This window comes from Mycobacterium sp. 360MFTsu5.1, from assembly GCF_000383495.1.
Lineage (GTDB): Bacteria > Actinomycetota > Actinomycetes > Mycobacteriales > Mycobacteriaceae > Mycobacterium > Mycobacterium mucogenicum_B.
Genome location: NZ_KB911475.1, coordinates 24,199 through 45,925, shown reverse-complemented (window position 1 = coordinate 45,925; position 21,727 = coordinate 24,199). Strand labels below are relative to the sequence as shown.

18 protein-coding genes are annotated in these 21,727 nt (G+C 69.9%); 6 read left to right on the top strand and 12 right to left on the bottom strand.

Annotation, left to right across the window (positions count from 1 at the left end; genetic code table 11):
- Positions 1-6: 6 nt before the first annotated feature.
- The 4 genes from stf0 (at position 7) to H289_RS0126620 (ending at position 3,989) form a co-directional block, all read left to right on the top strand.
- Positions 7-807, top strand: a complete 801-nt coding sequence (gene stf0, locus H289_RS0126635) for a trehalose 2-sulfotransferase (RefSeq protein WP_020103908.1) — start codon at positions 7-9, stop codon at positions 805-807.
- Positions 804-1,715: a sulfate adenylyltransferase subunit CysD gene (cysD, locus tag H289_RS0126630; protein WP_020103907.1), complete on the top strand. Its 912-nt coding sequence runs from the start codon at positions 804-806 to the stop codon at positions 1,713-1,715. Before stf0 ends, cysD begins: the two co-directional genes overlap by 4 nt.
- The gene (gene cysC / locus H289_RS0126625; RefSeq protein ID WP_020103906.1) at positions 1,715-3,574 is read left to right on the top strand and encodes an adenylyl-sulfate kinase; all 1,860 of its coding nucleotides are present in this window, start codon (positions 1,715-1,717) and stop codon (positions 3,572-3,574) included. The genes cysD and cysC overlap by 1 nt, the downstream gene beginning before the upstream one ends.
- Before the next feature lie 208 nt (positions 3,575-3,782).
- On the top strand, positions 3,783-3,989 hold the full coding sequence (locus tag H289_RS0126620) for a hypothetical protein (protein WP_020103905.1): 207 nt from the start codon (positions 3,783-3,785) through the stop codon (positions 3,987-3,989).
- A 1-nt stretch (position 3,990) separates the two neighbouring features.
- Here the strand turns inward: H289_RS0126620 and H289_RS0126615 are convergent, their stop codons facing one another.
- Complete coding sequence (locus H289_RS0126615; protein WP_020103904.1) at positions 3,991-4,752, bottom strand: trans-aconitate 2-methyltransferase; 762 nt, start codon at positions 4,750-4,752, stop codon at positions 3,991-3,993.
- Between the two features lie 51 nt (positions 4,753-4,803).
- Here H289_RS0126615 and H289_RS0126610 point away from each other — a divergent pair, with 51 nt between their 5' ends.
- Positions 4,804-5,703, top strand: coding sequence for an amidohydrolase family protein (locus H289_RS0126610; protein ID WP_020103903.1), 900 nt, complete (start codon positions 4,804-4,806; stop codon positions 5,701-5,703).
- Positions 5,704-5,712: 9 nt separating this feature from the next.
- Complete coding sequence (locus tag H289_RS0126605; protein WP_020103902.1) at positions 5,713-6,942, top strand: alpha/beta hydrolase family protein; 1,230 nt, start codon at positions 5,713-5,715, stop codon at positions 6,940-6,942.
- 104 nt (positions 6,943-7,046) lie between these two features.
- Here H289_RS0126605 and eccE read toward each other — a convergent pair whose 3' ends face one another.
- The 11 genes from eccE to eccA all read right to left on the bottom strand — a co-directional run bounded on the left by eccE (position 7,047) and on the right by eccA (position 21,662).
- Positions 7,047-7,952 carry a type VII secretion protein EccE gene (gene eccE / locus H289_RS0126600; protein ID WP_020103901.1) on the bottom strand — a complete coding sequence of 302 codons (906 nt, stop codon included), beginning with the start codon at positions 7,950-7,952 and terminating at the stop codon, positions 7,047-7,049.
- Positions 7,949-9,328, bottom strand: a complete 1,380-nt coding sequence (gene mycP / locus H289_RS0126595) for a type VII secretion-associated serine protease mycosin (protein ID WP_020103900.1) — start codon at positions 9,326-9,328, stop codon at positions 7,949-7,951. Before mycP ends, eccE begins: the two co-directional genes overlap by 4 nt.
- The gene (gene eccD / locus H289_RS0126590; RefSeq protein WP_029105792.1) at positions 9,328-10,737 is read right to left on the bottom strand and encodes a type VII secretion integral membrane protein EccD; all 1,410 of its coding nucleotides are present in this window, start codon (positions 10,735-10,737) and stop codon (positions 9,328-9,330) included. Before eccD ends, mycP begins: the two co-directional genes overlap by 1 nt.
- Positions 10,715-11,617, bottom strand: coding sequence for an ESX secretion-associated protein EspG (locus H289_RS0126585; protein WP_020103898.1), 903 nt, complete (start codon positions 11,615-11,617; stop codon positions 10,715-10,717). The genes eccD and H289_RS0126585 overlap by 23 nt, the downstream gene beginning before the upstream one ends.
- A 23-nt stretch (positions 11,618-11,640) precedes the next feature.
- The gene (locus H289_RS0126580) at positions 11,641-11,928 is read right to left on the bottom strand and encodes a WXG100 family type VII secretion target (RefSeq protein ID WP_020103897.1); all 288 of its coding nucleotides are present in this window, start codon (positions 11,926-11,928) and stop codon (positions 11,641-11,643) included.
- A gap of 42 nt (positions 11,929-11,970) precedes the next feature.
- Positions 11,971-12,264 (bottom strand): WXG100 family type VII secretion target, encoded by a 294-nt coding sequence (locus H289_RS0126575; RefSeq protein ID WP_020103896.1) that lies wholly within the window; start codon positions 12,262-12,264, stop codon positions 11,971-11,973.
- A gap of 61 nt (positions 12,265-12,325) precedes the next feature.
- Positions 12,326-13,867, bottom strand: coding sequence for a PPE family protein (locus tag H289_RS0126570; protein WP_020103895.1), 1,542 nt, complete (start codon positions 13,865-13,867; stop codon positions 12,326-12,328).
- A gap of 1 nt (position 13,868) precedes the next feature.
- Positions 13,869-14,177: a PE family protein gene (locus tag H289_RS0126565; protein WP_020103894.1), complete on the bottom strand. Its 309-nt coding sequence runs from the start codon at positions 14,175-14,177 to the stop codon at positions 13,869-13,871.
- Positions 14,177-18,178, bottom strand: coding sequence for a type VII secretion protein EccC (locus tag H289_RS0126560; protein ID WP_020103893.1), 4,002 nt, complete (start codon positions 18,176-18,178; stop codon positions 14,177-14,179). Before H289_RS0126560 ends, H289_RS0126565 begins: the two co-directional genes overlap by 1 nt.
- Positions 18,175-19,764, bottom strand: coding sequence for a type VII secretion protein EccB (eccB, locus tag H289_RS0126555; protein ID WP_029105790.1), 1,590 nt, complete (start codon positions 19,762-19,764; stop codon positions 18,175-18,177). Before eccB ends, H289_RS0126560 begins: the two co-directional genes overlap by 4 nt.
- Positions 19,761-21,662: a type VII secretion AAA-ATPase EccA gene (gene eccA, locus H289_RS0126550; protein ID WP_196810093.1), complete on the bottom strand. Its 1,902-nt coding sequence runs from the start codon at positions 21,660-21,662 to the stop codon at positions 19,761-19,763. The genes eccB and eccA overlap by 4 nt, the downstream gene beginning before the upstream one ends.
- Positions 21,663-21,727: the final 65 nt, after the last annotated feature.

Sequence of the window (21,727 nt, the reverse complement as noted above, 5' to 3'; positions counted from 1 at the left end):
TGCGCCATGACAGCACCGACGGCCTATCTGGTCCTCGCATCACAGCGCAGCGGCAGCACGCTTCTGGTCGAGTCGCTGCGCGCCACCGGTGTGGCCGGCGAACCGCAGGAGTTCTTCCAGTACCTGCCACACAGCAGCATGTCCCCGCAGCCGCGCGAGTGGTTCGCCGACACCGAGGACGAGTCGATCCTGCGGCTCCTCGACCCGCTGATCGACGGCAGGCCCGAACTGGCGCCGGCCACCATCTGGCGCGACTACATCCAGACCGCAGGCCGCACGCCCAACGGAATCTGGGGCGGCAAGCTCATGTGGAACCAGACCGCGCAGCTGCAACGACGAGCCAAGGACCTGCCGGACCGCTCCGGCGACGGACTGCTGGCGGCCATCCGCGACGTCATCGGCTCCGATCCGGTGCTCATCCACATCCACCGGCCCGACGTGGTGTCCCAGGCGGTCTCGTTCTGGCGTGCCGTGCAGACCCGCGTGTGGCGGGGCCGCCCGGACCCGGTGCGCGACGCCCGCGCGGAGTACCACGCCGGTGCCATCGCCCACGTCGTGAAGATGCTGCGGGCGCAGGAAGAGGGCTGGCAGAACTGGTTCGCCGAGGAGAACGTCAACCGGATCGAAGTGCCGTATCCGGTGTTGTGGCGCAACCTGACCGAGGTCGTCGGCGATGTGCTGGAGGCGCTCGGCCAGGACCGCAGGCTCGCACCGAAACCGGTGCTGGAACGTCAGGCCGATCAGCGTTCTGACGAATGGGTGGAGCGCTATCGCGCCGAAGCCGAAAAGGAGGGGCTGCCGGTATGAGCACCACAGACACTCAGGTCGACGAGCTCCGGCTGCTCGAGGCCGAAGCCGTGCACATCATTCGCGAGGTGGTGGCCGAGCTCGAGCGCCCGGTGCTGCTGTTCTCGGCGGGCAAGGACTCCATCGTGCTGCTTCGGTTGGCGGAGAAGGCTTTCCGGCCTGGCCCGCTGCCGTTCCCGGTGCTGCACGTCGACACCGGCCACAACTTCCCGGAGGTCATCGACTTCCGGGATCGCCGCACGACGGGCGTCGGGCACAAGCTGCTCGTCGGGTCGGTGCAGGAGAGCATCGACACCGGCCGGGTCGCCGATCCGGGCCCGGGAGCGTCCCGCAACCGGCAGCAGACCCGCACCCTGCTCGATGCTCTGGAAGCCGGCGGCTTCGACGCCGCGTTCGGCGGCGCCCGCCGCGACGAAGAGCGCGCCCGCGCCAAGGAACGCATCCTGAGCTTCCGCGACGAGTTCGGTCAGTGGGACCCCCGCGCCCAGCGGCCCGAGCCCTGGTCGCTGTACAACGGCCGCATCCGCAAGGGCGAGCAGGTCCGGGTGTTCCCGCTGTCCAACTGGACCGAGCTGGACATCTGGCGCTACATCGAGCTGGAAAACCTTGAGCTGCCGCCGATTTACTTCGCACACGAACGCGAGGTGTTCGAGCGCGACGGCATCCTGCTCGCCGTGTCCGAGTACACCCAGCCTGGCCCTGGCGAATCGGCTGCGGTCGAGTGGGTGCGCTACCGCACCGTCGGCGACCTCACCATCACCGGTGCGGTGCGGTCGAAGGCCGTCGACATCGCGAGCGTGATCACCGAGATCTCCGCTGCCACCGTGTCGGAACGCGGCGAGACCCGGGCCGACGACCGGACGTCGGTCGCGGCGATGGAAGACCGCAAGCGAGAGGGGTACTTCTGATGAGCACCAGGCAACTTCTGCGCATTGCCACCGCGGGCTCAGTCGACGACGGCAAGAGCACCCTGATCGGCCGGCTGCTGCACGATACCGACAGCCTGCCGCTGGACCACCTCGACGCCGTCACCGACGACGACGGGGTGGCCGACCTGGCGGCCCTGTCCGACGGCCTGCGTGCCGAACGCGAACAGGGCATCACCATCGATGTGGCCTACCGCTTCTTCTCCACCGAATCCCGCAGCTACATCCTGGCCGACACCCCGGGTCATGAGCGCTACACCCGCAACATGTTCACCGGCGCCTCCAACGCGCACGTGGCCATCCTGCTGGTCGACGCCCGCGCCGGTGTGCTGCGCCAGACCCTGCGCCATGCGCGGATCGCAAAGCTGTTGGGTATCAAGCACTTCGTGGCTGCGGTCAACAAGATCGATCTGGTCGACTTCGACCAGGCGCGCTTCGATGCGGTACACGACGAGCTCGGTAAGGTCGCCGCCCGGCTGGGTGCGGTTGACCTCACCGTGATCCCGCTCGCGGCCAAGCTCGGCGACAACGTCGTGCACCGTTCGGAGAACACCCCGTGGTACGAGGGGCCGACACTGCTGGAGTACCTCGAGGGCATCGAACTCAGTGCGCCACAACCCGAACCGGCCAAGCTGCGGCTGCCCATCCAGTGGGTGTCCCGGCCCACCGCGGAACAGCGCCGCCGCTACACCGGCCGGCTGACCGCGGGCACCCTGCAGGTCGGCGACACCGTGCTGAGCCTGCCTGCGGGCACCAGCTCGACCGTCACCGCCGTGGACACCCTCGATGACGACCGCACCACAGCCGTTGCCCCACTGTCGGTTTCGATCGAGCTGGCCGACGACATCGACGTCGGCCGCGGTGACGTGCTGGTCAGCAGCGCCGAGAACGCGTCGATTCCGGTGCTGGCCCGCGAGCTCGACGCCACGGTGTGCTGGTTCGCCGAGACCCCGCTGCGGGCCGGTGACCGTCTGGCACTCAAGCAGGGCACCCGCACCGTCCGCGCCACGGTGCAGGCGCTGCACACGCGGCTCGATCCCGAGACGCTGGACGACATCGATCAGCCGGTCGAGTTGGTACTCAACGACATCGGCGCCGTCACGCTGCGCACCAGCTCGACCGTCATCGCCGACCCGTACCGCGACAACCGGGAGAGCGGCGCCTTCATCCTGATCGACGAGACGTCCAACGACACCGTCGGCGCCGGCACCATCACCGAGCCGCGCGAGGTGAAGCTCGGCACCCACTCACGCAGCGACATCCGTTGGCACCATTCGTCATTGGACCGGTCCTACCGGTGGGCCCGGACCGGGCAGCGGGGCGCGACCATCTGGTTCACCGGGCTGCCGGCGTCGGGCAAGTCGACGCTGGCCGTCGCGGTCGAGCGGGCGCTGGTGGAGTCCGGGCAGGTGGCCTACCTGCTCGACGGCGACAACATCCGGCACGGACTGTCCGACGACCTCGGGTTCTCCGCGGGCGACCGCGCCGAGAACATCCGCCGGGTGGGGCATCTGGCCCGGCTCCTGGCGGACTCGGGTGTGGTGGCACTGGCCTCGCTGGTGTCGCCGCTCAAGTCGGACCGCGACACCGCGCGCGAGCTGAGCAGCGTCGCCAAGCTGCCGTTCATCGAGGTCTACGTGTCCACCCCGCGCACCGAGTGCGAGCGCCGCGACCCCAAGGGCCTGTACGCCCGGGCCAAGGCCGGTGAGCTGCGCGGCCTGACCGGCGTGGACGCCCCGTACGAGCCGCCGGAGAACCCGGATCTCGTGGTCGACACGACCGGCGCCGACATCGACAAGCTCGTCGCCCAGGTGCTGGGGGCGCTCAACAACCTGCGCTGACCAGGGATTTGTGCACGTTTTTCCGCGGTCGGCGCGGAAAAACGTGCACAAATCCCCGTGTCCGTGTCCCCCAATCGGGGGACAGTGAATTCATCCTGCTGAGGGCCCGGCTGGCGGACAGACGGCCGGGCCCTGGTGCGGGACTCTTGAGTCAACACCGGTTCCCCCGGATACGACATCAAAAGTCCACAGCAGCAGGAGAATTCAGATGAGCATCGTCACCCGCTGGGTCAGCTACTTCATCATCGTCGTCGGTCTGACCGTCGCGCCCGGACTGATCGCGATCGGCCTGGCCACGTCCGCCCACGCGGCGCCGTCCACCACCTCGAGCTCGGTGCACCAGATGTTCGCGCACCAGAACAACGCTCCCCTGCCCGGCACCCCGATTCAGCACCAGTACCAGCAGATTCACTGATTCACGTCTGGGCGACCACGAAGATCCGGCGGAACGGGAAGAACGTCGTGCCGTCGGGCTGGGGCGGGTATGCCTGCGCCAGCAGCGGGATGATCGCCTGCCGGTACCGCTCCCAGGCGTCGTCGGTGAGCCGGGAGCGGACGTCGGTCAGCGCGGTGCCGGTGATCCAGTCCAGTACCGGTGTGGCACCGGATAATTGGTGCAGATACGTCGTCTCCCAGGCGTCGACGGTGCAGCCCGCGGCGGTCAGCAGCGCAGCGTAGCCCGCCGGGTCGTCGACCACGTTCGTCTCGCGGAACCGGATATCGGCCAGCGCCTCGGTGAACTCCGGATACCGTGCCACCTCCCGCACCGCCTGATGCGACGGCGAGTCGAAGTTGCCGGGCACCTGAAAGGCCAGCCAAGCGCCCTTCGGCAGTTCGGTGACCCACCGCCGCAACAGTTCGCGGTGCTCCGGAACCCATTGCAGCACAGCGTTGCTCACCATCACATCGGTGTCCGGCGCGGGTGACCAGTCGGCGGCGGCCACCACCCGGGCGTCAACGCCGCGGGCCCGCGCCGCTTCGACCATCTCCGGTGAGTTGTCCACCGCTTCGATCACCGCGCCGGGCCAGCGCTCCGACAGCGTGGCGGTCAGGTTCCCGGGGCCACAGCCGACGTCCGCCACGCGCCGGGGTGCCTGGGCACCGACGCGCGCGAGCAGGTCGTAGAAGGGCCGGCCGCGGTGGTCAGCGAAGGCGAGGTAGGTGTCTGGATTCCACACATCCCCATCCTGCCGCCGGGTGCTTACGCGTGCCTGCCATTCTGTTGGGTGATGGACGATTCAGTACGCGACGTCTGGCAGTCGCTGGGCCTTCCCGGCCTGATCGACGTGCACACCCATTTCATGCCCAAGAACGTGATGGACAAGGTGTGGAAGTACTTCGACAGCGCCGGGCCGCTCACGGGCCGCACCTGGCCGATCACGTACCGCACCGAGGAGCAGCACCGGCTGGAGACGCTGCGCGGTTTCGGGGTGCTGGCGTTCACCTCGCTGGTCTACCCGCACAAGCCCGACATGGCCGCCTGGCTGAACCAGTGGGCCGCGCAGTTCGCCGCGCAAACCCCCGACTGCCTGTCCACGGCGACGTTCTTCCCGGAACCCGGCGCGGGCGCTTACGTGGCCGAGGCCATCGCCGGCGGCGCCGAGGTTTTCAAGGCGCACGTGCAGGTCGGCGGCTATCACCCGGCCGATCCGCTGCTCGACGACGTGTGGGGCACCATCGGCGACGCCGGTGTCCCGGTGATCATCCACTGTGGTTCCGGCCCGACGCCCGGGGCGCACACCGGCCCCGACCAGATCCGCACCGTGCTGGACCGTCACCCGGGTCTGAAGCTGATCATCGCGCACCTGGGCATGCCCGAGTACACCGACTTCCTGGACCTGTGCGAACGATTCGACGGCGTGCATCTGGACACCACCATGGCGTTCACCCCGTTCATCGAGGAGTCCATGCCGTTCCCGCCTGCCGAATTGCCGCGCCTGGGTGAGCTCGGTGCCCGGATCCTGTTCGGCAGCGATTTCCCCAACATCCCGTACCGGTACGGCGAGTCCCTCGACGTGCTCACCAAGGTGGCCCCGGACGACGACTGGCTGCGAAAAGTGCTGTACCACAACGCCGCCAGGCTGTTCGATCTCGAAGATCGGCTGACGGGCGCCGAGAACCGGGGTTAGCATCCGAACGTGAACAATCCGCACGGCGATGCGTTCAACCCGCCCGTCCCGGTCCCCGACGTACCGGGCGCGGATGCCACCGCTCGCGGACTGCCGCGCCGTTCCGACCTGACCTGGCAGCAGAAGCTGATCGTCGACTCCTCGGCCGTCGCTGACCTGGGTCTTCGTACGGCGCTGGCCTCGGTGATCGGCGCCGGCATGATTCCGCGGATGGCAGCGTCGGCGGTGCGCAACCGGACCGGCGACGACCCCGACGCCCTGCGGTTCTACGCCGAACTCGCCGCCACCAAGGACCCCGGGCAGTGCTTCCCGGCGCCCAGCGGTCCGCCGCGGGTGTCCACGCGTGCCGCCGGCGCCGTCGCGCAGTGGGTCGCGCACGGCCAGGTGCAGAACATCTGGTTCCAGAGCAATTACGACGCCGTGTATCCCGGCATGCGGGACCGGCGACGCGGCTATACCCGCAACAACGTGGTGCATGCCCAGCACTGGCGGCACGACGACGGTCCGCGCCCCACGCTGTGCGTCATCCACGGGTTCATGGGCTCGCCCTATCTGTTCAACGGCCTGTTCTTCTCGCTGCCGTGGTTCTTCCGGTCCGGGTATGACGTCCTGCTGTACACCCTGCCGTTCCACGGACCGCGGGCCGAGAAGGGCTCCCCGTACAGCGGCTACGGCTTCTTCATGGACGGCGTCCCCGGCTTCGCCGAGGCCATGGCGCAGGCGGTGCACGACTTCCGTTCCGTGCTGGACTATCTGGAGCACACCGGGGTCGATCGGATCGCCCTGACCGGCATGTCGCTGGGCGGCTACACCTCGTCGCTGATCGCCTCGGTCGACGACCGCATCCAGGCCGTCATCCCGAATGTGCCGGTGGTGACGCCGGACCGCACGGTCGACGAGTGGTTCCCGGCCAACCTGCTCGTCAAGCTGAGCAACCGGCTGGCCCACACCGACGAGGACCTGGTCGCCACGGCCGGGCAGTACCACTCACCGCTGAACTACCAGCCGCTGGTGCCGCGGGATCGCCGGTTGATCATCGCCGGTCTGGGTGACCGCCTGGCGCCGCCGCAACAGGCCGAATTGCTGTGGGAACACTGGGATCGCTGTGCCTTCCACTGGTTCCCCGGCAACCACATCCTGCACGTCAGCCAGCCCGACTACCTGCGCCGCATGACCAAGTTCATGAGCCCGTTCATGTTCGGCGACCGTCAGGCCGACCAGGTACGCCCGGCCCGTTGACCCTGCGGGTGGGGCGCTCCCTACTCGAACTTCTACACCCTCACCGCAGAATCAACAGCCAGGTTGCGTTGACCCTGCGGGTGGGGCGCTCCCTACTCGAACTTCTACACCCTCACCGCAGAGTCAGCGGCGGTGTGGGCGCCGAGCCCCGACAGGCCCGCGAGCAACTCCGCCGTCAGCACACCCGGACGCGTGCCGAGGCCGCCGGCCGACGCCGGGGCCATCGCCGCGAGCAGCGGCCCCTGCCGGCCCGACTCGCGCGCCACGCCCGCGACAGCCGCCGCGGCGGGAGCGTTGGCCGTACGCACCGCGCAGGCCGCGGAAATGGTTGCACCGGGAGCGAACTCGAGCACCGTCCACAGTTCGGTCGTCGAGGCCAGTTCGGCCAGGCATTCGGGCAGCCGCTGATCGGCGGGCAGCCCGTAAGCCGTCAGGTAGCCGTCGTCGTCACGGACCGCGCGCCACGTCTCGCGCGCGCCGTCCGACCTGGGTGTGGGCGCGGCGTCAGTGACCGCGACCGGGACGCCGGCTTCGCGCAGCTGGTCGGCCAGCCGGCGGGCCACCTTCTCCGCGGTATCCGCGAGCGGCAGCTCCGACGACCGCGCCTGCAGCGCAGCAAGATTCGACGCGGCCGCCACGGTCACGCTGACCCAGGCACTGCGCGCGCCGTCGAGCCGGCGTTCCGTGACGCGTACCGAGTCGCACCGCACGCCGTACCGGTCCACGTAGGATGCGACGAGAGGCAGTGCGTCGTAAGGGAATTCGTCGGCTTCCAGCACCACCGTGACCTGACCCGCCGCCGGATGTGCGGCGCCGCGCCGGTTCCGGCGCCACACCGCGAATCGGCGGGCGACCATGGTGGTCAGAAACATGCCGCGCCACCACGCGAACACCAGTAGCACCACGGCGACCGCGATGCCCAGGATCCACTTCTGCGGCGTCGTGTGCCACGGGTACGTCATGGCTGCCGGGATGATCGCCAGCAATGCCAACGTGATTCGGGCCGTCATCGGGCGCCGTCCTTTCTTCGGTACGCGACCAGCGCGATCAGCGCGGCGATCGCCAGCACTCCCGCACCCGCGAACGCGATGGTCCGGGGTGTGGTGTCCTTCGGCGCCGGCTCGGGCGGCATCGCCACCGCAACAGATTTCGGTGCCGGCGTTGTCGCCGGCAGGTCCCAGGTCAGTGCCGCAACCGGGTCGACGACGCCGGCGCCCACCAGGTTCGACGGCATGCGCGCGGCACCGTGCGCGGTGGCGGTCAGCCGGTGCGTCACGTCCGCCGCGTTCAGTGCGGGAAATCGACTGCGCACCAAGGCCGCGACGCCGGCGACGTAGGCCGCCGCGTAGCTGCTGCTGCGCAACGGGAACAGGTCGCCGCGTTCGTTGGGCAGCGCGTTGGCCAGGCCGTTCGCACCCGTCGACGCGACGTTCTCACCTGGTGCCGCGATGCCGACCCACGGGCCGGGCGTGGTGAAGTCCGACGGTTGTCCGGCGGCGTCGAGCGACCCGACCGACAGCACGTACGGCTGCCACCAGGACGGGATGGACACCGACTTGACCCCGGCCCAGTTGCGCGGGTCGGCCGCGTTGCCGGGGTTGTCCAGGGGGTTCGCCTCGCACGACGGGCCGCCGGCCAGGCCGGCCCGATCATTGCCGGCGGCGGCGACGATCACCGCATCCTTTTCCTGCGCAGCGTATTTCAGTGCCGCGCCCAGTTCGGTCTGGTCGACCGGCCGGTCGGCGGGCAGGCAGGTGACGGCCGTGATGGCGATGACCTTGGCGCCGCGGTCGGCGGCATGCACCACGGCCCGGGCCAGTGACTCGACGGCGATGGTCGCGTACGCCGCGGCCGGGTCGCCCCCGTTGCCGCGGGGCGCGTACCGCTCGGAGGTCTGACGGATGGCGAGGATGCGGGCGCCCGGCGCGACGCCGGAGAACCCGTCCGCGCCCGGCTGACCGGCGATCAGTCCGGCGACGAGGGTGCCGTGGCCATCGCAATCGGTGAGTCCGTCGGTGTCCTCCACGAAGTCGCCGCCGGCGTCCACATTCGGCAACCGCGGACCGGGATGCACGCCGGTGTCGATGACCGCCACCGTCTGTCCGTCACCGCGGCTGAACGCCCAGGCGCCCGGCACGTTGAGCAGGGTGTGCCCCGGACCCGGTGCGCCCGGATCGGTACCGGGCAGCACGCCCGCGGTGACGCACTGTCCGCGCTGACCCATCGCTGCGACGGGACCGACGCTGCCCGACGGCGGCGCCGCATGCTCGTCGACATGCGGCGGCACGATGGCGCCGGCGGCCGGCACCAGCGCCGTCGGCACCACTGCGGCGGTGGCGGCGAAAGCGGCTGTCAGGACGGAGATTCCGCGCCGAATGTCCACCATCACCGGTTGATGACCCAGGCGAACAGACCCACCAGGTAGGCCAGCACCGGGATCAGCGAAGCGTCCAACGCCGTCGCCGCGAAGCCGACGAGGCGACGCATCGGCAGCGAATAGGTCTGCGGGTCGGCCACCTGAGGGTTCAGTGCGGCCACCGCGCCGACCATCACGAGCACCGCGAGCACGCCCAGGGCCCACCACGCGTTGGTGTAGTGGCCGCCGATGGCGAACATCGTAAGAAGCACGGCCGCAACGAGATAGGGCTGGCTCAGCAGCCATACCTTGCACGGCACCGAGTCCCAGATGCGGGCACGAAGCGCCGTCGCCAGCGCGGCGGCACCGACGACGTACCACGCCCACGGCGACGGGTGCGCCCCTGCAACCAGAACCACCGAACCAGCGGTCAGGGTCAGCACGGCACCGGCAAGGAAGCCGGTCTGGTGTGCGTCGCATACACGAACCCGGCGCGGCAGATCGGCCAGCACGGACAACGGCAGGGCCGACGGCGTCGGGTCACCCGGCGCCGGGATGTTCGGTACCGGGAAGCGGGCCCACAGCGTCGACAGCTGCGCGGCCTGGACCATGACCAGCAGCGCGAAAACGATGAGCACAGCGCCGATCACGGTGTTGTCGAGCTGCCAGATCGACGCGGCGCCACCGACGATCACGCCTGCGAGACCGAGGACGGTCGTGGCGGTGAAGGCCGCGATGGCCTGCCCGCCGACGGTGATGCTGACGATCGACCAGGCCGCGACCGCCGCCGCACCGAGCAGCAGGCCGGCCGGACCGGACGGACCGGGCACCGCCAGCGCGAAGGCCGCGCCGACCGACAGCAGGGCCGCCAGGCTCAGGGCGGTCGCCAGCCGCGGCATGGCGGGCCGGGTCAGCAGGGCCGCCGCGACGGTCAGTACCGCCACGCCCACAACGGTGAACAGCCCGGCCGGCTGGCCGGCGCGGACCCGCACCAGCGTCGCGAGCGCGGTGGCGAGCACCGTCAAGGCCACGACGGCCCACGCCGCGAAACGCCGGATGTGCGCGTTGCCCCAGGGGTTTTCGCGGGCGGCGGAGAAGATGGCCGCGGCATCGGCGATGTCCTCGACGATGCGCGGCGCCGGCGGGCCGGCGGGCACCGGCTGCAGCGCCAGCAGGTCACCGTCGACCACACCGACCGTGTCGAGGGTGGCGTCGAGGCTGTACGCCGCACCGCCCAGCGGGGCGAGTGACAGCTCGGCGCCCGTGCCCGCATCGGGTGCGACGATGCGCCGCACCGCCGGCACGATCTCGCGCAAGGGCAGGCCCACCGGCAGGGCGACGTCGGTGAGTCGCCCGCGGCCACCCTGCTCGTCGCCGGCGGCGAGCACCGCGACCCGCACAATCGGCATCGCGGTACTACCAGACGTGTTGGGGGACATGTTCTTTCCGTTCTCCAGTCGAGGTCTCGAAGTCTCGGGTCAGGTTCGCCGTGGGGAACCAGGGACCGTCTGGCAGTGTCGCGGTCAGCCGCTGCACCACAGCGGTGACGGCGAGGTCCGTGCCCGGGGTGAAGTGTGAAATCCAAGTGCCGTCAGCGGCTTTCACCGGCGCGACGACGACGCGGCCGGCGGCGGTGTCGACGATGCTGACGCCGACGTCGGTGCTGATCCGGTGCCCGTCACGGTGATCACCGGCGACGATCTCCACGTAGCTGCGGCCGGGCGCGAAGGCGGCCCGCACAACGGCATGTGCGGTCGGCGGAATGCCGAGGTGATCCATCACGTCGTCCAGCGAGTCGCCGCGGCGCAGTCGTTCGTCGGCCTTGGCCCCGATGTGGGCGGGCATCGCGAATTCGTCGAACCGGGCCGGCGCGCGGCCGGACAACCCTGCCGTGAGCACCGGTACCAGCGCATCGGGGGACGCGACGGTCAATTCAGTGCACGTCATCAGGTGCTCGCTGCGCAGGACCGCCACGGTCAGGGCGCCGCTGCGCACGAGAATTCCGCGCAGCATGGCGCCGGATCCGGACACCCATCGCAGTTCCAGCCAGCGGCGGGGCCGGCATACGGCCCGAATCCATTGCGCGACAGCAGGATGGACGGAGCCGTCAGCGGACAGCACCCCCATCCGCGTCAGCGCGGTGACCTGGTCTGCATTGAAACCGTCCTTGGCGGCGGGGTCGCTGTAGGGCTGCGTGATGGCCAGCACCCACGGAAAGCTCCCGGCGCCGAGACGGTCGGCGAGGAACCAGGCTTGCTCCGCGGTGAGTTCGACCGCGGAGACCGGGATTCCGGCGCGTTCCGTGTCGCCGTGCGACACGGAACGCGCCGAATCCTTTGGACCTAAACCCACTTGGCGCCTTCGGCGCTGTCGCGTGCGCTCATCGACAGCGTGTTGGTCTCGTGGGTGCTCGCCATCGCCCGGTAGGCGTGGACGAGCTCTTCCATCGCGGTGTTCCACTGGGCCTGCCACGCCTGGTAGCTGGTTCCGGTGTCACCCTGCCAGGCGCCGGCCAGGGCGGCCTGCTCGCTGGCGATGTCGAGGCCGACGGCGTGCAGGGCACCGGCGTAGCCGGTCATCTCACCGGCGTGGGCCAGCATCGCCGGGTAGTTGTACATGATCTGAGACATGGGATCTCCTCGCTGCTAGGTGTCTGGGTGTGGGTGCGGCGGCTAGACCGAGGTGTACGTGCCGGCCGCGGCGGTGTCCTGCGCGACGTAAGTGCCTGCCGCGTCGCCGAGGTTGGCCTGCGCGATGTCGAGCAGGGCGTTGACCTTGGCGGCGACCGCCATGAAGCGGACGTGCGCGGCCTGAAAAGCGAGGGCCGAGTCACCCTGGTGGAAGCCCTGGGCCGACTGCGCGGCCTGCTCCGCCTGGGCGATGGTGCTGCGCATCAGCGCGGCCTTCGCGGAAAAGGCCGACTCGGATGCGACCAGCTGGGGGATGTGTGCGTCGAGCATGCTCATGGTGATTCCTCTCGGGATTCGTCCGGATTCTGTTGGTGGTCAAGTCTTCTGGTCCGCAGGCTCAGCGGTTGGCACCGCCTTCCGTGTCCCAGCTGCCGGGCAGCATGGGTTCGGTCACGCCACCACCGAAACCGTTGCCGGTCAGGCGGTTCAGGCCCGTCGCCTGCTGGTCGTGGCGGGTCACGGTGCCGCTGAAGCCGATCGGTCCGGCGCCGCGGGCCGAGGCCAGCACTTCCTGTCTCCGGTCTGGGTCATCACCGAAGTCCGGGTCGACCTCCGAGTTCATGTCCATGTACTCGTCGCGGACACCCCGCTCTTTCGCCGCGCGACGGCGGCGGGCCCGGCGACGTTCGGTGGCGGCTGCGGCGGCCGCTGCCGCGGCGGCAGCTGCGATGCCGGATGCCGGTGCCGGCGCGGTGGCGCCATCCCGCAGGGTCGGGGTGAATCCCGGGCCCGGGTCGTCGACAGCCACCGCGTACGCCATCAGCGGCGCCGGTGCGGCCGGTGCGGGGGCCGCGACCGAAGTCGGCGCGGGCGCAGGCGCGCTCGCCGGGGAGGCCGGGGTGGCCGGCACCGTCGGGGCGACGCTGACGACCGGCATCTGGTGGTCGGCGGCCTGCAACTGCGGCGGCGGCGGGAAGGCATCGGCGACTTCGGGATCCGGCACATAGTCGGGCTGCAGCAGCGCCAGTAGCCCGAGGCTGGACAGACCGACCGCGATCAGTGCCGGCCCCCACAACGGTGCCGATAGCATCGCGCCCCAGGTGCCCCATCCGACGGGCTGGAAGAACGCCTGATAGCCGAGCGCGAAAAGCAGTGGCCCCCAAGTGGTCAGCGCCTCCGACGGGTTGGTCAGGAAGTCGAAGATCATCTGCTGAATCTGGCCCAGCGGGTCCTGCAGGAACTTCCAGATCAGATCGCCGCCCGGCAGCGTCTTGATGTAGTTGTACAGATAGTCGGTGATCGCGTTCGACGTGTCGAGCGACGAACCGGCATCCGCCGCCTGCAGCTGAGCGCCCGCCTGCGTCGCGCTCGCCGATGCGGTGCCCGCCTCGCCGACGCCGGCCGCCAGCATCATCGGTGCCGGCGTTGTCGTCGGAGTCGCTGCCACCGCCGCACCCGACACCGCCTGGTACGTACCCATCACAGTCGCGGCCTGCAGCCACATGCGGGCGTAGTCGGCTTCGTTCAGCGCGATCGGAATCGTGTTGATACCGAAGAAGTTCGTCGCGATCAGGGCCGCGTTCACGACGTGGTTGAGGGCCAGTTCGGGCAGCGTCGGCATCGCGGCCAGAGCGGTGGTGTAGGCCGCGGCGGCGGTCTCGTGCTGGACCGCGTTGGCCGCGCTGTTGGCGCTGGCCTGGGCCAGCCACGTCAGATACGGCGCGTGGGATGCGATGTACTGCTCGGCGCTCGGACCCTCCCAGGCCCCCGCCTGGACCTCACCCAACAACGCGGTGAGTTCAGCTGCGGCCGAGGCATATTCGGTACTCAGCGACTGCCACGCAGCCGCCGCGGCCAGCAGGGAGCCCGGACCGGGTCCACTGGACAGCAGTGTCGAATGGACCTCCGGCGGCAGCGCCATCCAGATGGGGGCGGTCATGTCAGCCCAGGACCGTGACGTACGTGGCGGCGGCTTCGGCGTCGCCCGTCGCGTAGCTGATTCCGGCTTCGGTGACACCGCCACCGGCGCGACCGAGCTCGGTGACGCCCTGTGTCGCGACGGCCTCGTGCTCGGCGCCGTGGGCGCTGAGGCTGATCGCCGTCTGCAACGACACCGGATCCGCGGCGGGCGGGATCACCGCGGTGACCGCGGGAGCGGCCGCGGCGTGGGCCGCGGCAAGCCGAGCGGTGAGCGCCTCGACGGCGGCACCGGCTGCGGTCAGTCCTTCGGGAACGACGCGCAAGGTCATCAGTGGAACTCCCCTCGTTGTGTTCCGGTCGGCCGCCCCGTGATCGGGTCGGCCACCAGCGGATTGATCAACTGGACGTACGTGGCCTCGTCGCTGTCGCCGAGCACCATGGCCCGACCGGCCGGTAGCCGGTTGAACCGGTGGCCGCGGATGCGGCCGCTGTCCTGCGGGTTGCCGGACAGCATGACGGTCGTGGCCTGCAGCTCGTTGAGCCTGCGCAGCAACGGAGCCGTCATCACCGCGTGGGCCGAGCCGGCGGCCCGGGCGGTGACGATCACCCGCAGACCCAGCTCGGACGCCTGGGACAGCAGCCCCAGCAGTGCCGTCCAGGGCCGCTGGCCGACGAACGGACCGCTGACCGCGGGGGCATCCGGGATCTGGTCGACGTCGTCGATGATCAGGTAGTGCAGGTGGTTGCCCTGCCCGTTCCGGTACGTCCATCCGCTCAGCTCGGCGGCCGTCAGACCCGCTGGGGGCCTGCGCTTTTCGAGCAGTGCGGCCAGTCCCAGCATCGCCGGGGTGACGCGGTCGACGTTCGGCGTGTACTCGTTGTCCGGGAACAACGGTTCGTCCACCAGGTGCAGCCTGCGGTCGATCACGGTGAACGCGACCGATTCCGGCGTCGAGTTGTCCCGGACCGTGCGGATCAGGTGCCGCAGCAGCGTCGTCTTGCCGGACTTGGCGTCGCCCAGCACCATCAGCAGCGGGTTGGCCGCGAAGTCCACCGTGACCGGGGCCAGGTCTTGCTCGCGCTGACCGATGACGACAGTCTCGGGGTTGTGATACAGCGGCGCAAGGGTTTCCGGGGCCAGGTCCGTCGGCAGCAGGCGCACGGGCGGCGCCGTCTGCCCCGGGTACCGGGAGTTGATGGCGGCGATCGCACCGAGATCCGGTTCGGCGAACAGGAAGTGCTCGGCCGCCATGGTCAGGCCGCGGCCCGGCTGGTCGGCGGGGACACCGTCGGCGGGACGGGACAGGGCCGCCACTCCCGGGTTGCCGGCGAAGCGCACATTGCTGTCGCGCGAGTCGGCCAGCTTGAGCTCGAGCCGCAGACCCAGGCCGTCGCGCATCGCCAGCGGCACCTCGAGCCAGTTCGGCGTCGTGATCACCACGTGGATGCCGTAGGCCATACCGCTGTTGACCAATTCGGTCACCTTGGACAGCAACGGGTTCCGGCTGTTGAAGGTGTCGGTGTTGTCCCGGCTGAACGCGTACAGGTTGTCGATCACCAGGAACACGTCGCCGTAACCGTCGTCGCGCAGGTCGCCGTCACCGGCGGCGGCGCGGGCCTGACGGGACGCCAGCAGCTGCTCCAGCTCACCGAAGGTGCGACGGATGCGCTCGGGTTCCAGCGGTGACGCGACGCTGCCGACATGGGCCAGCGGCTTGAGCGAGCGCAGTCCGCCGCCGCCGTAGTCGAGGCAGTAGAACGTCACCGTGCGCGGCGAGTGGGTCGCGGCCGCCGACAGGATGAACGTCTGCAGCGCAGTCGATTTACCGGACTTCGGCCCACCGTGGATGACCAGGTTGGCGGCCGCCGACGTGGCGTCGAAGACCAGCGGGTCGCGGCGCATCTGGAACGGCCGGTCGATCTCGCCCAGCGGCCACCGGCCGTGGCCGGCGGGAATCTCGGTGCCGGCCAACAGCTCCGGCAGCGCGATCGGCTCGTCGAGCGGGGCCAGCCACAGGCGCGGCGCCTGCGGGCCGTACTGCGCCAACTGCTCGCCGATGGTGGTGACCAGCTTGCGGGGCGGCCGCAGATCGGGTGCCTCATCGGTGACGATCACCGTGTCGGGAGCCGGCGTGACATGACCTGCCGGGAACAGTTGCGGCTGCGGAACCGCGTGCACCACAACCGCTTTCTCGGCGCGTGGCGGGTCATAGATGCCGTCCACGTAGGTGCTGCGGAACTTGACCGGCACGGCGCCCGGGGTGGGGACCAGGAAGCCCTCGCCCTTGTGTTCCGGACCGGCCTCGATGTGGTACGCGTCCTCGACGCCGATGATCTGCCGGCTGATCGACGGGCTCGCGACCTTCAGACCGATGCGGTAGGAGGTGTTCTTGTCGATGTCCTTGATCCGGCCCACGTCCAGCGTCTGCGACGCGAACAGGATGTGGATGCGGAACGAACGGCCCTTGCGGGCAACGTAATCGAACAGCTCGGCGTATTCGGGATGGTCGGCGAGCATCAGGGAGAACTCGTCGGCGACCACCAGCAGCGTCGGGATCGGCGGCAATTCAACGCCGGCCGCGGCTGCCTTTTCCCGCGATTGTTCGTACTCCAGCACCGAGTTGAAGGCGCTGCCCTGCACGCGGCGGCCGGCCTCCATCAGCAGCTGCTCACGCCGGGCCACCTCACCGCGGAGGGTGTCCGCGAACCGGTCAGCCAGCGAGCGCTTCTCTGCCATGTTCGAGATGACGGCGACGACCTGCGGGAAGTCCCGGAAGATGTCGGCGCCGGCCTCGCCCTTGAAGTCGGCGTAGATGACGATGAGACGCTCGGCCGAGTGAGTCGTCAACAGCGACAACAGGATCGACATCAGGGTCTGCGACTTGCCTGAGCCCGTCATACCTATCATCAGGCCGTGCGGGCCCATGCCGCCTTCGGCCTCGTCCTTCAGGTCGAACATCAGCGGCTCACCGGTGGCGGTGACACCGATGGGCACCCGGAGCTCTTCGGCCCGCGAGCGCGGCGCCCACAGACCGGCGACGTCCAGCGCGGCTGCATCCGGAATGCCCAGCAGGGTGCCGAAGGTGGCCAGTCCGGCACCGGTGCTCCGGGCCCGGTTCGGGTTGGAGTCCCAGCGCGCGAGACCGCGGGCCAGGTGTGCCGCGGCTTGCGGCGAGAAGTCATCGGCGACATCGAAATACGGCTGCCAGCCGGCCGCCGCCCACCGCTCGATACGGCCGTTGGCCACGCGCAGCACCGGGCGGTCGGGGTCCGGGTACTCCGGCTGTTCCGTGCCGCGCTGCAGCACCGTGACACCGGCCAGGCCGGCCCGCAGCAGCAGCTCACCGAGGTCGGCGTCCGGGTCGTCCACGACGATCAGCAGGTGCCGCAGCGGTGTGGTGTCCGCGGCGCCGAACGGCTGCCGGTCACTGAGTTCACCGGCCAGCAGGGTGGCGAGCTCGGCGACGCCGGCGGCGAGGTAGCGCGCCGGGCCGACACCGTCGATCTGACCCGGAATATCGCTGTGCGGCAGCCACTTCAGCCACGACCACGACTCCGATTCCAGCGCCTCGGCGTCCGCCGCGGCCAGGCCGACCCCGAGCAGGGCCGGGTCGTGCCACGTCACCGCTTGCGCGATCCAGGCCCGCAGCGCGCCCCGCACCTCATCGGCATCGCCGAGCACGGTGATGCGCGAGACCTTGGCCAGGTCGATGCCGCCGGGCACCGCGGGCACCGTCCGCTGCACGTCGAGCAGTCCGCGTAATGCGCTGTGCGACACCGGCTCCAGATCGATCTCGGCCGCGGTGTCCTTGACCTGCAGCACCGTCTCCAGGCGGGCGTCGTGCAAGCCGGCACGCACCACCAGGTAGTCGGCGTCGTGCGGGTCGCGCTCCCACTGGCGGCGGGTACCCGCGATGGCGGCCAGCTGGTCGGGCGCGGGGTGGGACCACTCGCGCGCGGCACGCTGCTCGGCAGCCTGGGCGCGCACGTTGTCCCGAACCACCGACAGGTAGCGCAGGTAGTCGGCGCGCTCGGCGTCGACCTCCTCGGTCCGGGTCTTGTTGTCCGAGCCGCGGTAGAACGCGGTGGCGGCCAACAGGAGCACGAACGGGAAGAACAGCGTCTGCGGCGAGATGACGCGCATGCCGGTGGCCACCAGGGCGACGATCATGCCGACGATCAGGATGACGATCAGGTAGGGCAGCACCCGGCGCAGCAACGACGGCGGCACCAGCCGCGGCAGCTCCGGCGGCGGCTCGATGGTGATGACGCTCGCGCGGGTTGCCGGGACGGGCAGCCGGCGCCGCGCTTCGAAGATCAGACGGCTCACGGGTTCTCCCTCACGGCGATTTCGACTGCCGGGCTCGTCCGGTTGGGCACGAGCGCCGGGACCTGCAACGCGTCACTCCGCGACAACGTCGGGCCGGGCGCGAACTGGCTGAGGATCGACCACGGCACCGGCAGCGGTGCTGCGGTGAGTCCCAGCGCGGCAGGGGTTTTCCGGTTGGCATTGGTGGCATCGCCCTCGGTGGAGATGCCGTAGCGGACGCCGGTGTCGCTGATCCAGTAGCCGGACAGCGCCGGGGTTCCACCCTGGCCGGTGGCCTGGACGAAGTAACCGGTGCCCGGGGTGACCGCGACGCGCTGCGCGGTGCCTGCCGGTCCCGACAGGGCCACGGTGTGCGCGTCGGCGGGCAGCGGCAGCGTCGCGCCCGCCAGCAGGGTGAGCGAATTGGTCGTCGCGCCATCGTGTTTGGTCCAGCGGGCGCAGGTCAGCGGCGCCTTGGCGGCGTCGACGACGGTCAGCGGGCGCTCCGGGTACGCCGCGGTGTTGATCGCGGTGGAGACCGGGGTGCGAGCGACCTGGTCGGCGGACAGGCGCGGCGGCTGCTCCAGACCGTACGAGTCGGTGTTGCGCAGAATCGCGGCCACGACCTGTGAAATCGGTTGCAGGCCATCATCGAGAACCGCGTAGTAGCGCACCGCGTTGTCGGTGGCGGCCTCGGTGGTGACCGCGGTGACCACGGCGCCGACGGGTGCCGGGACCGGCAACGGGTAGGGCGTCGGCTGGCCCGCGTTGACGATCACCGGCGCGGCCAGCGGAGCCGATTCCGGGATCGCGTTGAACAGGCCGTCGGCGACCGCACGGGGCGCGGGCAGCGCAGTTCCGTTGGCGCCCAGGCCGAGTGCTGCCGTCACGGCGCGGTTGTTGAGGTCGACCGCGCTGCGCTTGCCGTTCCACAGCAGCCAGCTGCCGCCGTTGACGCCGGCGGAGCCGACACCGTCGTTGCGCACCAGCACGGCATCGTTGGCACCCAGCGCGGCCGCGCGGGATCCGCCTTCGGCGAGCGGGCCGGTGATCAAGGTGGCCCCGACGACCTCGCCGGTGGCCGCGTCGCACACGGTCCAGTCGGCGTCACGAGAAGTGTTGGGCACCATGCGTTCCGGGGCACCCGGGATGCCGATGAGACTTCCGCGCGGGAACTTGTCCAGTTCGGCGCTCGGGACCAGGGTCGGGTTGTCGGGCCGCCCGGCGATGAGCCGGGCCGACGTCAGGTTCAGCACGGGGTGCAGTTGGTCGCCCACCCGAGCGTACAGCGCCGAGGTCTCGCGGTCCGCCAGGATCACGTTGTTACCCGCGACGCCGGCGGGCCGGATCAGGGAGAAGACGAAGCAGCCCGCCAGGCCGGTGACGAGCACCAGCCCGCCGACCAGAACGGAGCGGCTCTGGGTCCGCAACGGGTCGACCAGCATCCGGGTGTCATGCATGGCGACACCAGATGCGATGCGCCGCATGAGGAATCGCCAACCGGACACCTGGTGCCGCGTGACGAATCCGCGGCGGTAGTGAATCTGATCCGGGTTGTCGTTCACCGGGGTACGGGAACTGAATGTCTTACGCTCTTCGCTACTCACTGTGCAGGTACCGCCAGTCCGAGGCCGCGCAGCAACGGCGCGGCCGAGTTGCTGACGTCACTAGCGGTGATCGTCATGAGTTCGTCGTCGGTGAAGTCGTGTGCGGCAAGGTGATCCAGCCGGTATTCACGTTCTTCTTCAGAGCGCTCCACCAGGTTTCGGACGAAGCGGCCGTTACCCGCGATGTCCAGGCTGCGGCGCGCGACACCTGCCGCGTCGGGCGTCGTCGCCGTCGCGAGGTGGCCGAACAGCTGCTCCATCTCCGTCTGCGCCGCGGGTTCGAAGACGCTGTCGCGCTTTTCGGCCATCCGCATGGCGATCTCGGTGAGTTCGGTCGCCGAGTAGGACGGGAAGTCGATGCTGCGGGTGAAGCGCGAGCGCAGACCTTCGTTGGTGTCCAGGAACATGTCCAGGTCCTTGCGGTAGCCGGCGATGATCACGACCAGACGGCTGCGGTCGTTCTCCATGCGGGCCAGCAGGGTGTCGATGGCGACCAGACCGAAGTCGTTCTTGGCGCCGGTGGACACCAGCGCGTACGCCTCGTCGAGGAACAGCACGCCGTCGAGCGCGCTGTCGATGATGGCGTTGGTCTTGGCCTCGGTTTCACCGATGTGCTGACCGATCAGGTCGGCGCGGTGCACTTCGCGCACCGTCTCTTTGCGCAGCAAGCCCAGGCCGCAGTAGATCTTGGCGACCACGCGGGCGATGGTCGTCTTACCGGTTCCGGGAGGCCCGGCGAACACCAGGTGATTGGTGCGCTGAGCCACGGCCAGGCCGCGCTCCTGACGCCGAATCGACATGGCCACAGAGCTTTTCAGCCGGGCCACCTGATACTTGACCTCTTCCAGACCGATGAACTCGGCCAGCTCGGCCTCGGCTTCGACGAGCAGATGAGCCTTGCGCGACTTGGCATCCGGGTCGACGAAGTCGGCCTCGGTCGGCTCGGTCTCGGGATCCCACGGGTTGTGCCGGGCCTCGATCCTGGCGGCGGTCGTCGGATCGATGCCAAAGCTGGTGTCGGTCAACGCATGTTCGGCCGCGGCATTGTCGGGGTGCGCGGCGTACAACTCGGCCAGCACGTCGGTGGCCTCGTCGTCCTCGCCCTGCGCCCGCAGCGACAGTGCCTTGACGAACGTGCCGTCCACGGCGGCGACGGAAACCGGCCCCTCGGGATCCTCGAGGTGCGACAGCGCCGGAGCGAACATGCCCAGGTGTGCCAGGGCGATTCCCAGCGCCACGCGCGCGGCATGCGCGTAGTTCGCGTCCAGGTTGGGGTCGTTGACGATCGGGGTCAGCTGCCGGACGACGTCGGACCAGCGGTGGGTGCGGTGGTGCATGGCCACCCGCACCCAGCGGGCCGGCAGCCAGCCCGGCTTGCGCTCGAGTAGCTCGCCCACCAGGTGGTCAGCCTCTTCGTAGGCGCCGGCACCGGCGAGAGTGGCGGCATAGGCCAGCTGGAAACCGTCGCGGTCGGCGGCGCGGAACTGCAGGTACAGACCGCTGTCGTAGGTGAAGCCCAGATCGCCGTCGGCGAGGTCGAGGGCCTGCTGCAACACGCCCGCCGACGAAACGGTCCGCCAGATGGCCTCGACCACGTCGGGGGTTGCCGCGCCCGCGGCGGCCAAGCCGGTCCAGGCGTCGCAGTGCTCGCCGGCGATGCGCGTCAAGCTCAGGAACCCGCCCAGGGCGGCGTCGAGGTCAGCCGGGCGACGGCGACCGTCGACAGTCAGGCCGAGCGCAAGACAGCCGGTGGCGAACCGGGTCAACACGTCACGGTCGACCCGTGATACCCGCTGCGCCGCATCAACTTCGGCGAGCACTGTGTTACTGCCCGCGGTGCTCGGTCGCACGTGGGTCCTTTCCGTCGTCGACACGCCAGAGGACGATCCACCACTCATCTGGCGGCCGTCCTAAGAAGGAGTCGGCATCCGGAACGGGTTGGTTCCCGACGGGCCGAAGGACG